This is a genomic window from Microbacterium album (assembly GCF_014643695.1).
GTDB lineage: Bacteria > Actinomycetota > Actinomycetes > Actinomycetales > Microbacteriaceae > Microbacterium > Microbacterium album.
Genome location: NZ_BMJY01000001.1, coordinates 60,576 through 73,315, shown reverse-complemented (window position 1 = coordinate 73,315; position 12,740 = coordinate 60,576). Strand labels below are relative to the sequence as shown.

The 12,740-nt window shown below is 70.6% G+C and carries 11 protein-coding genes; 10 read left to right on the top strand and 1 reads right to left on the bottom strand.

Translation table 11 applies throughout. The features are described 5' to 3' along the window. Positions 1-97: 97 nt before the first annotated feature. The 10 genes from IEX37_RS00295 to IEX37_RS00250 all read left to right on the top strand — a co-directional run bounded on the left by IEX37_RS00295 (position 98) and on the right by IEX37_RS00250 (position 11,250). The gene (locus IEX37_RS00295) at positions 98-862 is read left to right on the top strand and encodes an SDR family NAD(P)-dependent oxidoreductase (RefSeq protein ID WP_188754249.1); all 765 of its coding nucleotides are present in this window, start codon (positions 98-100) and stop codon (positions 860-862) included. Between the two features lie 2 nt (positions 863-864). Next, positions 865-2,106: a multidrug effflux MFS transporter gene (locus tag IEX37_RS00290; protein WP_188754248.1), complete on the top strand. Its 1,242-nt coding sequence runs from the start codon at positions 865-867 to the stop codon at positions 2,104-2,106. 49 nt (positions 2,107-2,155) lie between these two features. Next, a complete protein-coding gene (locus IEX37_RS00285) occupies positions 2,156-2,674 on the top strand; it encodes an RpiB/LacA/LacB family sugar-phosphate isomerase (protein WP_188754247.1) in 519 nt (172 codons plus the stop codon). A gap of 10 nt (positions 2,675-2,684) precedes the next feature. Further along, positions 2,685-3,596, top strand: a complete 912-nt coding sequence (locus tag IEX37_RS00280; RefSeq protein ID WP_188754246.1) for an NADP-dependent oxidoreductase — start codon at positions 2,685-2,687, stop codon at positions 3,594-3,596. A gap of 146 nt (positions 3,597-3,742) precedes the next feature. Beyond that, positions 3,743-4,204, top strand: coding sequence for a MarR family winged helix-turn-helix transcriptional regulator (locus tag IEX37_RS00275; protein WP_188754245.1), 462 nt, complete (start codon positions 3,743-3,745; stop codon positions 4,202-4,204). Positions 4,205-4,304: 100 nt separating this feature from the next. Continuing rightward, positions 4,305-4,922, top strand: a complete 618-nt coding sequence (locus IEX37_RS00270) for a nuclear transport factor 2 family protein (protein ID WP_188754244.1) — start codon at positions 4,305-4,307, stop codon at positions 4,920-4,922. Between the two features lie 48 nt (positions 4,923-4,970). Continuing rightward, complete coding sequence (locus IEX37_RS00265; RefSeq protein ID WP_188754243.1) at positions 4,971-6,158, top strand: sugar ABC transporter substrate-binding protein; 1,188 nt, start codon at positions 4,971-4,973, stop codon at positions 6,156-6,158. Positions 6,159-6,190: 32 nt separating this feature from the next. Further along, positions 6,191-8,296, top strand: a complete 2,106-nt coding sequence (locus tag IEX37_RS00260) for a hydantoinase/oxoprolinase family protein (RefSeq protein WP_188754242.1) — start codon at positions 6,191-6,193, stop codon at positions 8,294-8,296. Further along, a complete protein-coding gene (locus IEX37_RS00255; protein WP_188754241.1) occupies positions 8,293-10,476 on the top strand; it encodes a hydantoinase B/oxoprolinase family protein in 2,184 nt (727 codons plus the stop codon). The genes IEX37_RS00260 and IEX37_RS00255 overlap by 4 nt, the downstream gene beginning before the upstream one ends. A 9-nt stretch (positions 10,477-10,485) precedes the next feature. Beyond that, positions 10,486-11,250 (top strand): SDR family NAD(P)-dependent oxidoreductase, encoded by a 765-nt coding sequence (locus tag IEX37_RS00250; protein WP_188754240.1) that lies wholly within the window; start codon positions 10,486-10,488, stop codon positions 11,248-11,250. 64 nt (positions 11,251-11,314) lie between these two features. Here the strand turns inward: IEX37_RS00250 and IEX37_RS00245 are convergent, their stop codons facing one another. Then, positions 11,315-12,691: an NADP-dependent succinic semialdehyde dehydrogenase gene (locus tag IEX37_RS00245; protein WP_188754239.1), complete on the bottom strand. Its 1,377-nt coding sequence runs from the start codon at positions 12,689-12,691 to the stop codon at positions 11,315-11,317. Positions 12,692-12,740 lie beyond the last annotated feature (49 nt).

Below are 12,740 nucleotides of genomic sequence, written 5' to 3'. Positions count from 1 at the left end.
GGCGGTGCGGCGGGGGCTCCCCCGGGTTTCGCCGGCGATCAATCACTCACGGGCACGACGGACGAGCCCCGGAGCGACGGGCTCGAGGAGGAGCAGCATGGCACGGCTGGCAGGGAAGATCGCGGTCATCACGGGCATCGGCGCCGGGATGGGGCGCGAGGCCGCTCGGCGGTTCGCGGCGGAGGGCGCAAGGGTCGTCGGCTGCGACATCGACGTCGCCGGACTCGAGGAGACCGTGCGCCTCGTGCGCGAGGCGGGCGGGGAGATCACCGGCCACGCTCCGGTGGACGCCGGGGACGCGCGCGCCGTGGAGGCGTGGATCGACGAAGCGGCGTCCGTGTACGGCGGCATCGACGTGCTCTACAACAACGCATCCATCCAGCGATTCGGCGCGATCGATGAGATCAGCGTCGAGGACTGGGACTTCGCGATCGACATGGAGCTCAACATCGTGTTCTACGCCGTTCGTGCCGCGTGGAAGCATCTGAAAGCGCGGGGCGGCGTGATCGTGAACATCGGCTCCATCGCCGGCACGCGCGGCGTGGAGTTCATGCCGCAGAACGCCCACGGCGCGGCGAAGGCGGGCGTCATCAACCTGACCCAGCAGCTCGCCGTCGAGGGCGGACCGCACGGCATCCGCGCGGTCTGCATCTCCCCCGGCTTCATCCAGACTCCCGCGACGAAGTTCCTCGTCGATGCCCCGCCCTCACCGCTCAAGGCAGCGTGGGACCGGACGCCGTTGGGCGGCGTCGGTCAGCCGGCGGACGTCGTCAGTGCCGCCGTCTTCCTCGCATCCGACGAGGCCTCGTGGATCACGGGAATCAACCTGGTGGTCGACGGTGGCAGCACCGTGCTCGGCTGACCATGTCGCACGCTGAGGCGCCGCGTGCCGAGGCCCGCCTGACGGCGCCGATCCTCGGCGTCCTCGGCGCGCTCGCGATCCTCGGCCCCTTCGGCACCGACATCTTCCTCCCTGGCCTGCCTGCCATCGCCTCGGAGTTCGATGCGCCCGCCTCCGCCGCGCAGCTGTCCCTCAGCGGCTTCACCATCGGCATGGCCGCGGGACAGCTGATCGCGGGGCCGCTGTCGGATGCGGTCGGCCGGCGACGGCCGCTGCTCGTCGGCTCTGCCACCATGGCGCTCTCGAGCGTCGCTGCGGCCATCGCGCCCAGCCTCGTGCTGCTGATCGCGGCGTGCCTTGTGACAGGGCTGGCCTGCGCGGTCGGGCTGGTGCTGTCGCGCGCGGTCGTCGCCGACCTCACACACGGCCCCGCCGCGACGCGGGCTTACGCGATCCTGGGCGGGATCCTGTCGATCGGTCCGGTGCTCGGGCCGATCGCGGGGGTCGGTCTGATCGCTCTCGGGGGCTGGAGGGCCACGTTCGCCGGCCTGGCGCTCTTCGCGGCGGTCGCATGCGCGGCCGTGCTGCTCGTGGTTCCGGAGACCCACGCGCCCGAGCGGCGCCTGACCGGCGGGCTGCGCGCCATGTCCTCGGTCGGCGCCCAGGCGTTCCGCTCGCGGAGCTTCCTGGGCGCCGCGCTCGTGACCTGGCTCTCGTTCATCGCGATGTTCGCGTACATCGCGAGCTCACCGTTCGTGATGCAGACGGTCCTCGGCTTCTCTCCCCTCGGTTACGCCATCGCGTTCGGGATCAACGGCGTCGCGCTCCTCGCGACGAGCCTTCTCTCCGGGCGCCTCGCGACCCGCGTCACCGAACGCACGCAGATGACGCTCGGCCTCGGCATCCAGGCAGCGGGCGCGCTCGCGATCGTCGTGGCCGTGGCCGCCGATGCTCTCACGCCCTGGCTGCTGCTTCCGGGCATGTTCCTGATCGCCGCGCCCATGGGCTTCATCGTCGGCCCGGCCATCGCGGAGTCGATCAAGGATCTGCGCCACGCGGTGGGCACGGCGACGGCGGTCCTCGGCTCGATCCAGTGGCTGCTCGCGGCCGGGGTGGCCCCCCTCGTCTCGGCGGCCGGCGAACAGGCGGTCTGGCCGCTCGCCGCCATGACCGCCGCGCCGATCGTGCTCGCCCTGGTCGCCCTGCTCGCGACGCGTGCTCGCGCCACCACCGCCACGACGGCGATCGAGGGGTCCCCGCAATGACCACGACCTCGACATCCGCATCACTTCGCAATCACCGGGAGGTTCGATCATGACCCGCATCCACATCGCGGCAGACCACGGCGGCTACGAGATCGGGCGGGCCCTGCAGGCTCGCGCCCTCGCGGCCGGCCACGACGTCATCTGGCACGGCCCCGACGCACTCGACCCGGGCGACGACTACCCGGCCTTCGCCGTTCGCGTCGGCAAGGCCGTCGTGGACGACCAGGACGCGGCGCTCGACGCGTTCGGCGTGCTCGTCGTGGAGGATCCCGCGTTCGCGGTCGTCGCCGCGAACAAGGTCACGGGCGCACGCGCGCTGCCCGCGGTCAGCCCGAACGTCGCGATCGCCGGGCGCAAGGGCGTCGACGCGAACGTGCTCGTCCTCGGCGGCGACGCTCTCGAGCAGATCGCGTGGCAGACGCTGATCGCGTTCGTGACGACGAAGCTGGACCACGCCGTCGACCCTGCTCGTCGCGTCCTGCAGATCCAGGAGTACGAGAGCGCCGGGACCATCGAAGGGTGGGCGGTGCAGCTCGAGCCGGAGCAGGTCGCCGTCCAGCACGACTGAAAGGCACACGATGAGCAGAGCAGCGCTGTACGACCGGGTCGGCGGCCCGGAGGTCCTCCGCGTCGCCGAAGTGGACGATCCCGCGCCGGGCCCCGGAGAGGTGGCCGTGCGGGTCCGCGCCGCAGGGCTGAACCCCGTCGATGCGAAGCTCCGGTCGGGCGCGTTCCCGTCGGACTCGCCGTTCCCCCGCCGCCCCGGGGCGGACCTGGCGGGCACGGTCGAGGACGTGGGACCGGGCGCGTCCTACTGGGACGGCACCGCGATCGAGGTGGGCGACGAGGTGGTCGGACGCGGACAGGGGTCGATCGCCGAGCGCGCCGTCGCTCAGGCATCCGACCTGGTGCGCCGCCCGGCGGAGTTGCCGGTCGAGACCGCCGGCGGCCTGGACATCGCCGGCCTCACCGCGGTCTCCTGCCTCGCCACGATCCCGATCGGCGCGGGCGACACCGTGCTCGTCGGGGGCGCGGCCGGCGCCGTCGGCCTGATCGCCAGCCAGCTCGCGCTTCGCACCGGAGCGAGCGTGATCGGCACCGCGTCGGAGCGCAACCACGACTTCCTGCGCTCGCTGGGCGTCGTGCCCCTGGCCTACGGTGAGGGCCTCGCCGAGCGGCTGGCCGGACACGAGATCACGGCGGTGATCGACTGCCACGGCCGCGACGCTCTCGATGCGGGCGTGTCGATTGGGGTGCCGGTGGACGGGATGGTTGCGATCGCCGACCACGAGGCGGTCGCCGAGCTTGGCGTGCGCAACGTCGAGCGCGAGGCCCGCACCGCGGAGAATCTCGCGCGGCTCGTCGACGACCTCGCCGCCGGCAGCCTCGTCCTGCCCGTGGCGGCGACGTACTCGCTCGACGAAGTCCGCGAGGCCTTCGCGACGCTGGAGGGCTCGCACGCTCCTGGCAAGGTCGTCGTTCTACCCTGAGCGGTGGCCCCGACGCGCGTGCATTCGTGAGCCGCGCCGTCCCGGACCCGCTCGTCCGGGACGGCGCGGCTTCCGCGTCCGGACGACCGCGCACCACACGGACGCGAGCACCTCTAAGCTGGGCGCCTCGAGGAAGGGAGTCCATCATGGCCGAGCCCGCGCATCCGCTCCACGCCGAACCGCTCCCGTGGCTGCTCGAGCGGACCCAGAGCGTGGTCCTCGATGAACTCCATGCGCGTCTTGAGGCCGCCGGTTTCGACGGCTTGCGCGTGCTCCGCCACGGTCGGGTATTCCGTTTCATCGAGGCGGAGGGCTCGCGCGCCCAGGATCTTGCGATCCGCACGGGGCTCGCAAAGCAGACCATTGCGGAGGTCATCGAGCAGCTCATCGCCCTCGGATACGCCGAACGGGGTCCGGATCCCTTCGATCGGCGCGCGAAGCTCGTCTGTCTCACTGAGCGCGGCATCGCGGCTCAGCGGCTCGCGAGTTCCGCACTGCGGGAGATCGAGGGGCTCTGGGAGGAGCGATTCGGGGCCGACGAGTACCGCGCCTTCCTGTCGGTGCTCGGCACGATCGCGTCGGATCCGCTCACAGCCCGAGCGAACTGAGGTATCGCTCCGACGGATTGACAACGCGCGCCTCGCCATCGACGATCGATTTAGACAGGCAGCCTGACTAAATTGCGGCAGCCCGAACGAGGAGGTTCACATGTCTGCGGTTTCCGCATCCATCGACGTCGAGACCGAGCAGGCGCTGTTCTCGCTCGTCAAGCGCGAGCGTCTCGCTCGTGACCAGGCCGATTGGGACGTGCTGCTGGACAGCTACTGGCCCGACGGCGAAGTGCGTGTGACCTGGTTCGTGGGCTCGCCCGCCGACTTCGTCGAGCAGTCGAAGCATCAGCTCGAGTCGGGCCGTGGCCGTGGGTACCACCTCATCAACCCGGTGTGGGCGGAGGTCCACGGCGACCGCGCCATCGTCGAGAGCCAGGGCAACATCTTCATCCGCACCCAGGTCGACGGCGTGCCCTGCGACATCACGGTGTGGACCTGGTGGTTCTCCAAGGCCGAGCGCCGGCAGGGCCAGTGGAAGCTCATGACGTTCGACGGCATCTACTTCAAGGACCGACTGGACGTCATCGACCCCGACGACTCCCTCACGATCGACTACTCGCTGCTCGAGGGCGCCCGCGAGCCCTACCAGCACCTGCACTACCTGAATCGCAAGAACGGCTATGACGGCTACCTCGATCTCATCGCCGTCGACCGGCCCGGCCAGGTCGACGAGTTCCACGCCCAGGCCCGGGCCTGGGCGCGAGGAGAGCGCTGACGGCCACACACCACCGTTTCCCTTCCACAAGCTGCAAAGGAGCTGCTGATGTATCAGGGAAGTCCGCCCACCAGGGCACGAGGTGCTGCCCGGCGCCTCGCACTCACGACCGCCGCGATGCTCGCGCTCGTCGTCTCCGGCTGTTCCTCGGACGCCGAGCCCGACGGCGTCGCGCCGACGAAATCGGCCCCGGGATCGGCCGCCTTCCCCGCCGAAGAAGCGCTTGCGCACGCATACGAGGGCGTTATGGGCGCGCCTCCCGAGGCTCCCGTCAACCCGATCGACGGTCTCGATGCCTGGATCGTCTCGGTCGGCGAGGCGAGCCCCACGGGGGCGATCCACACCGCCGCGCTCACCGCGGCCATGGACACGCTGGGTTGGCGCAGCAACGTATGCGACGGCCAGCTCAATCCCGGCGGCTGGAGCACGTGCATTCGCCAGGCCATCGCAACGAGCCCGGACGTCATCTTCACCCACGGCATCGACTGCGCGAGCGTCGCGGAGGCGTATCAGGAGGCGAGGAACGCGAACATCGCGATCATGGGCTCGGGCGGCGTCGACTGCGATCTGACCGGCGGCGAGCCGCTATGGACCACGCACCGCGTGCTGATGCCCGAGTGGGAGGACGAGCGCGGGTACTACGACGCGATCGGCGCGCTCGCGGCGGACTGGGTGATCGGCCAGACGGACGGCGCGGCGAAGGTGCTGCTGCTTGACTTCATCGATCCGGCCTGGGGTCCCTGGATGCGCGACGGCTTCCTCGAACGCATCGCCGAGTGCGACGGCTGCGAGGTGACCGAGACCGTCGAGATCGCCAATGCCGACATGGGGCCTGCGCTCGTGACCAAGTTCGAGTCGGTGTTCTTGGCCAACCCCGAGGTGAACTCCGTCTTCATGCCGCTCAGCGCCTGGGCGTCGATGGGCATCGGCCAGTCGATCATCGCCTCGGGGCGTAGCGCCGACATCCACGCGATCGCCGGTTTCGGCGACTCGTCCGCCCTCGACGCGATCCGCGGCGACCTCGGTCTGGATGCCCTTGTGGGGGTGCCGCACGAGTGGACGGCGTGGGGCGCGGTCGACACCATGCTGCGCGCGTTGCAGGGCGAGGAGGCCCAGCCCATCGGAGCGGGCATCCAGATCATCGACAAGGACCACAACATGCCGGAGTCGGGCGGCTTCACGGCCGGTGTCGATCACGAGGCCGCGTACTCGGCCCTGTGGGGCGTGGCTGACTGACGCACCGGACGAGCACGGAAGGCACACACCCAGTGGCATACGACATCGCCGTCGACATCGGCGGCACCTTCACCGACTGCATCGTGGTCGACGAGGACGGCGGGCGCACCGTCTCCAAAGCGCTCACGACGTACGGCTCGCTCGCCACCGGGGTGCTCGACGCGCTCGACGTCGCCGCCCAGCAGCTGGGAACCACCCGTTCCCTGCTGCTGGGCGGCACACGACGGTTCGTGCACGGCACGACGCAGGCCACGAACGCCATGGTGACGCGCACGGGTGGGAAGACGGGGCTCATCACCACCCGGGGACACGAGGACACGCTCGTCATCGGACGGGCCTACATCAAGGTCGCCGGCCTGGGGGAACGCGATGTCATCCACGCTTCGCGCCTGTCCAAGCCTGAGCCGCTCGTGCCCCGATCCCTGACCCGCGGGGTCACCGAGCGTGTCGACGCTTACGGCGACGTGCTCGTGCCCCTCGACGAGGACGAGGTGCGCGCCGCCGTGCGCGAGCTCGTCGCCGAGGGCGTGGACGCGATCGCGGTCTCGCTGCTGTGGTCGTTCCTGGACGACGCCCACGAGCGGCGCATCGCCGAGATCGCCCGCGAGCTCGCGCCCGACGTGATGCTGTCGCTCTCGCACGAGGTCGCCCCCGTGATGGGCGAGTTCGAGCGGGCCGCCACGACCGCCGTCAACGCCTACATCGGCCCGACCGTGATCGGATACCTGCGTGATCTCGAGGACCGGCTGCGGAGGGACGGACTCGCCCGTCCAATGCTCGTCATGCAGGCCGGCGGCGGCGTCACGTCGGTCGAGGAGGCGCGCGCGAAGCCGATCGTCACGCTCGACTCCGGCCCCGCCGGCGGCGCGCTCGGCTGCCTGCACCTCGGGCGCCTCTACGACGAGCCGAATGTGATCTGCACCGACGTGGGCGGCACCACCTTCGACGTGTCCGTCATCCGCGACGGCAGGCTCCCTCTCACCGAGGAGCCCGTCGTCGAGCGATACACGTTGCGCCTGCCCAAGATCGACGTCGAGCCCATCGGCGCCGGGGGCGGGAGCATCGCATGGATCGACGAGGGCGGCATGCTGCAGGTCGGCCCGCAGAGCGCCCGTTCCATGCCCGGCCCCGCGTGCTACGGCCGCGGCGGCACCGAGCCGACCGTCACGGATGCCGACCTCGTGCTCGGTCTGCTCGATCCCGACGCGTTCCTAGGCGGCCGCATGAGGCTCGACCTCGATGCAGCGCGGCGCGCGCTCGCCTCGCTCGGCGATCGTCTCGGCATGACCGCGGACGAGGTGGCGCTGGGGATCTTCCGAATCGTCAACGCCCAGATGGCCGACCAGATCAACCGCGCCACGATCGCGCGCGGTCACGACCCGCGAGAGTGCGTCATCGTCGCCTACGGCGGCGCCGCCCCGACCCACGCGGCGTTCTACGGCGAGGACATCGGTGCCAAGTCGATCCTGGTCCCGGCGGAGTCGACCGTCTTCTCGGCCGAGGGGATGCTCACATGCGACCTCACGCACTCGGCCACGCGCTCGCGCACGTTCGACTGGCCCCTCGGCGAGGACGACATCGAGCTGCTCGAGAGCGGTCTGCACGAGCTCTCAGGACGCGTGACCGAGCAGTTCGCTCGCGAGGGCGTCGACACGAGCGAGATCCGCATCGAGCGCTCTGCCGGTGTGCGCTACCGCAATCAGTTCATCTCGCTCGACGTACCGCTGCCCACACGGGCTCTCGACTCCGCATCCCTCGAGGCGATGTACGCCGACTTCTCCCGTGAATACAGCTCGCTCTACGGACCGGCCTCGTTGCTCGAGGGCTCCCCGATCGAAATAGATCAGCACCGCATCGTCGGGGTGCGCCGGATCGAGCCGGTGCCGTTCCCGGCATTCGACCTGAGCGACCCCGATCCGTCCGCGGCGCTCCTCGGCGAGCGCCCGGCGCTGTTCCCCCTGCGCGGACGCGTCACCACGCCCGTCTACGACGGCGAGGTGATCCGTCCCGGCCACGCCTTCACAGGTCCCGCGATCATCCAGCGGCCGGGCGACAGTGTGGTCATCCCACCCGGCTTCGCCGCGCACGTCGACCGCTACCGCACGATCGTGCTCACCCGACAGGAGGATCCGTCATGACCGATGTCGACCCGATCACGTTCGAGGTGATCCGGCACCGCCTCTGGGCGATCAACGACGACCAGGCGCGCACCGCATCGAGCCTGTCGGGCACCGCGATCGTGCACGAGGGCTACGACTTCAACGCGGGGCTCACCACGGCCTCCGGCGACGGGCTCTTCGTGGGCGCCTACGTGCTCCACCACGCCACGGGCATCGACGACTTCGTGAGGAAGATCGTCGAGCAGTGGGGGTACGACGACATCCGCGAGGGCGACGTGTTCTTCACGAATGACCCGTGGTGGGGCGCCCTGCACGCCAACGACGCCGTGCTCGCGATGCCCAACTTCGCGCAGGGCACCCTCGTGAGCTGGTCGGGCATCGTGATGCACGAGCAGGACGTGGGCGGTTCCGTGCCCGGCAGCATGGTCGCGACCGCCCAGGATCAGTTCGTGGAGGCCCCGCTGCTGCCGGGTGTGAAGATGGGCGAGGGTTTCGCCTTGCGGAAGGACATCGAGGGCATCTGGTTGCGCAACAGTCGCACGCCCACGCTGAACCGCCTCAATCTCCGTGCACGGCTGGGAGCCATGCGGCGCACGCACGACCGGATCGTCGAACTCGTCGAGCGCTACGGACTCGAGACCGTGCTCACGGTGCAGGATCAGATCGTCGAGCACGTGGAGCGGGTGGTCCGTGCCCGTCTCGCGGAGATCCCCGACGGCGAGTGGTTCGCGCGCGGCTACCACGACCACGACGGCACGCACGACACGATCTACCCGGTGGGGCTGGCACTGACGAAGACGGGCGACCGCGTGACGTTCGACTTCCGCGACTCGGCGCCTCAGGCGCGCGGGCCGATCAACTGCGCGCGCCCGGCGCTTGAGGGAGCCGTGCTCGGCGTCGTGCTCATGGAGCTCTGCTACGACCTGCCGTGGTCGGTCGCCGCGCTGAGGCGCGTCATCTCGATCGAGTCCACACCCGGCACCGTGATCGACGCGCTGCCGCCGGCCGCCACGAGCGCAGCGTCATTCATGGGCACGCTGACGGCCCAGGACACGTCGGTGCACGCCATGGGGCAGATGCTGCTCACCTCCGCTCGGCACCGCGAAGAGGCCCAGGCGACCTGGAACCCAGGCATGTCGGGCTGCACGATCGTCACGCCGCCCACGAGCTTCGGCGAGGAGCCCACGCTCGCGTTCATGGCCAACCACTTCGGCGGCGGCGGCGGCGCGCGCGTCCACTCCGACGGCGTGAACACGGCCGGCCCGTTCCATTCGATGAAGGGGCGCGTGCCCGGCATCGAGGTGCTCGAGCAGCGCGGCAAGGTGCTGTGCACGCACCGCCGCGAGCTGATCGACAGCGGGGGGCCGGGGCGGTTCCGCGGAGGCGTCGGCATGGAGTACGGCGTCATGCCGTACCGGACCGGTGTGGTCTCATCGCACTCCACGATGGCGTCCGGCGTCATCGTGCCCGCGGGCCGAGGCCTCGCCGGCGGGTTGCCCGGTGCCACGGCGAGCACCCGGGTGCTCCGGGCCACGAACATCCGCTCCGCCCTGGCCGAGGGCCGCCTGCCGACATCGGCATCCGAGCTCACGGCTGAGCGCGTCGACGTCGAGGCCCCCAAGCAGCACACGACCGTCACGGAGGACGACGTGATCGTGGGCACGATCCAGGGCGGGGCCGGCTATGGAGATCCGTTGCTGCGCGACCCCGAGAGCGTGCTGCAGGATGTGCGGTCCCGGTACGTGAGCCCCGAGCAGGCGGACGTCGCCTACGGCGTCGTAATCGTCGGCGACGAGGTCGACCGCGAGGCCACGGAGGCCGTCCGGGCGCGCCGCCGCGAGGCGCGACGCGCGGTCGGGTCGGCCCCACCCCGGGTCGACGGCGACGTGCTGCACCCGGTCGCGGATGTCGTCGAGGTCGTCGACACGGGCAACCGCCGCACACAGCGCTGCAGCATCTGCCGCACCGAGCTGGCGGCAGACGACGAGAGCTTCGTGGCCGGCGCGACGACGCGCGAGCTGGACTGGGGCGTCGCGGTGCCGGGGCTCGGCGACCGCGTCTCTCCGGAGTACGTGCTGCGCGAGCACGCCTGCCCGGGCTGCGGCGTGGCCCTGGCCGCCGACGTGCAGCACCGCGACGATGCGCCGCTGGCCAGTCGCCTGTTCCCGTCGAAGACGCTCGCCCCGGTCCAGAGCTAGGACGACCCCATGACGCGTCGGCTCGAGGGCAAGGTCGCGGTGATCACCGGCACGGCGGGCGGGCAGGGAGCTGCCGCGGCAGAGCTGTTCGCGCGCGAGGGTGCCATGATCGTCGGCTGCGACGTCAAGGCGGAGGAATCGGCCGCGGTCACGCAGAGCGTCTGCGCGACGGGCGGCACCATGGTGTCGCTCGAGCCGTGCGATCTGTCCTCCGCCGCCGGGGCCCAGCAGGTGATCGACCTCGCGATGGCCACGTTCGGGCGCATCGACGTGCTCTACAACAACGCCGGCCGGCCCGCGTTCGCGCCGGTCGACGTCATGACGGACGAGCAGTGGCGGTTCACCATGGCGAACGAGCTCGACAGCGTGTTCTACACGAGCCGCGCGGCGTGGCCCCATCTCGCGGCAAACGGCAAGGCCGTCATCATCAACACCGCGTCGCTCAACGGCCACCGAGTCGTGCACGGCCTGCCGGCCGCCGCCCATACCTCGTCGAAGGCAGCGGTCTCGGCGCTCACCCGGCAGCTGGCGATCGAGGGAGGGCCGCTCGGCATCCGCGCGGTCTCGATCTCGCCCGGCATCGTGCTCAGCCCGGCCACAGCCGCGCAACTGAAGGATCCGGAGGCGAGGCGGGTCGCGTACGAGCACGTCGTGCTGGGACGGCTCGGCGAGCCGATGGACGTGGCTCACCTCGCGCTGTTCCTGGCGTCCGACGAAGCCTCGTGGATCACCGGAGTGGACTACCTCATCGACGGCGGCGGATCCATGCTCTGACCGCGGGCGCGCGGGCCGCGAGTGGGGCCGCACGGCGATCCCGTGCGGCCCCACTCGCGGGCTGTCAGCCCTTCCAGACCGTCTTGAGGTTGCAGAACTCGCGGATGCCCGCGGCGGCGAGCTCGCGGCCGACGCCCGAGTCCTTCACGCCGCCGAACGGCAACTCCGGGTAGGAGGCGGTCATGCCGTTGACGAAGACAGCACCGGCGTCGAGGTTCTGGATGAACCACTCCTCCTCTTCGGGGTCGTTCGTCCACACCGACGAGCTGAGCCCGAAGGTCGTCCCGTTCGCGATCCGGAGCGCCTCCTCGCGGTCCGCCACGCGGTACACGCTCGCGACGGGACCAAACGCCTCCTCGAGGTAGAGGCGCATGTCCGGCGTGATGTCCGCGAGCACGGTCGGCTCGTAGAACCATCCCGCGCGATCCGGGATCCTGCCGCCCGTGACGAGGGTCGCCCCCTTCGACACGGCGTCCTCCACCTGCTCAGCGAGCTCGTCGCGGCCCGACTCCGTGGCGACGGGACCCACATCCGTGGACTCCTCAAGCGGGTCGCCGACCGTGAGCGCTGCGACCTTCGCCCGGAACTTCTCGACGAACTCCTCGTAGACGTCCGTGTGCACGATGAATCGCTTCGCGGCGATGCACGACTGGCCGTTGTTCTGATTGCGGGCGGTGACCGCGACGCTCGAGGCCTTCTCGATGTCGGCGCTCGGCATGACGACGAAGGGATCCGATCCGCCGAGCTCGAGCACGACATGCTTGACCTCGGATCCGGCGATGGAGGCAAGAGACCGGCCCGCCGGCTCGGATCCCGTCAGGGTCGCGGCCTTCACGCGTGGGTCCCGCAGGACGCGCTCCACGCCGGAGGCGGGGATCAGCAACGTGCGGAACGCCCCGACGGGGAAGCCGGCGCGCTCGAAGAGGGTGTCGAGATACAGCGCCGACTGGGGCACGTTGGAAGCGTGCTTGAGCAGCCCCGCGTTACCCGCCATGAGCGCCGGCGCGGCGAAGCGCAGCACCTGCCACAGCGGGTAGTTCCACGGCATGACGGCGAGCACGACGCCGATGGGCGCGTAGCGCGTGCCGGCTGCCGACGCCCCCACGGCCGATGGGTCGCTCAGCGGCTCCGGGGCGAGAAACGTCTCGGCGTTGTCCGCGTAGTAGCGCATGCCCTTCGCCGACTTGAGCACCTCGGCGCGCGCGCCCTTGATCGGGCGTCCCATCTCGATCGTGATCAGACGAGCAAGCGCGTCGACATCGCCTTCGAGTAGTTCCGCTGCGCGCCGCATCCACTGCGCGCGCTGCGCGAAGGTCGTGGAACGCAGCGCCTCGAATCCGGCCTGCGCGGACGCGATGCGCCGCTCGACCTCAGCGTCGTCGTGCGGCTCGAACGTCCGCTCGGTCTCGCCCGTGTACGGGTTGACGGTGGCGATGGCCATGGATCAGCTCCTCGTCGAGTGGATGCGAACGACGCGAGCGTACGCCACT

Excerpts from the sequence above, each read along its gene's own strand:
- IEX37_RS00295 (WP_188754249.1), top strand. The coding sequence starts at position 98 with ATGGCACGGCTGGCAGGGAAGATCGCGGTCATCACGGGCATCGGCGCC.
- IEX37_RS00290 (WP_188754248.1), top strand. The coding sequence starts at position 865 with ATGTCGCACGCTGAGGCGCCGCGTGCCGAGGCCCGCCTGACGGCGCCG.
- IEX37_RS00285 (WP_188754247.1), top strand. The coding sequence starts at position 2,156 with ATGACCCGCATCCACATCGCGGCAGACCACGGCGGCTACGAGATCGGG.
- IEX37_RS00280 (WP_188754246.1), top strand. The coding sequence starts at position 2,685 with ATGAGCAGAGCAGCGCTGTACGACCGGGTCGGCGGCCCGGAGGTCCTC.
- IEX37_RS00275 (WP_188754245.1), top strand. The coding sequence starts at position 3,743 with ATGGCCGAGCCCGCGCATCCGCTCCACGCCGAACCGCTCCCGTGGCTG.
- IEX37_RS00270 (WP_188754244.1), top strand. The coding sequence starts at position 4,305 with ATGTCTGCGGTTTCCGCATCCATCGACGTCGAGACCGAGCAGGCGCTG.
- IEX37_RS00265 (WP_188754243.1), top strand. The coding sequence starts at position 4,971 with ATGTATCAGGGAAGTCCGCCCACCAGGGCACGAGGTGCTGCCCGGCGC.
- IEX37_RS00255 (WP_188754241.1), top strand. The coding sequence starts at position 8,293 with ATGACCGATGTCGACCCGATCACGTTCGAGGTGATCCGGCACCGCCTC.
- IEX37_RS00250 (WP_188754240.1), top strand. The coding sequence starts at position 10,486 with ATGACGCGTCGGCTCGAGGGCAAGGTCGCGGTGATCACCGGCACGGCG.
- IEX37_RS00245 (WP_188754239.1), bottom strand. The coding sequence starts at position 12,691 with ATGGCCATCGCCACCGTCAACCCGTACACGGGCGAGACCGAGCGGACG.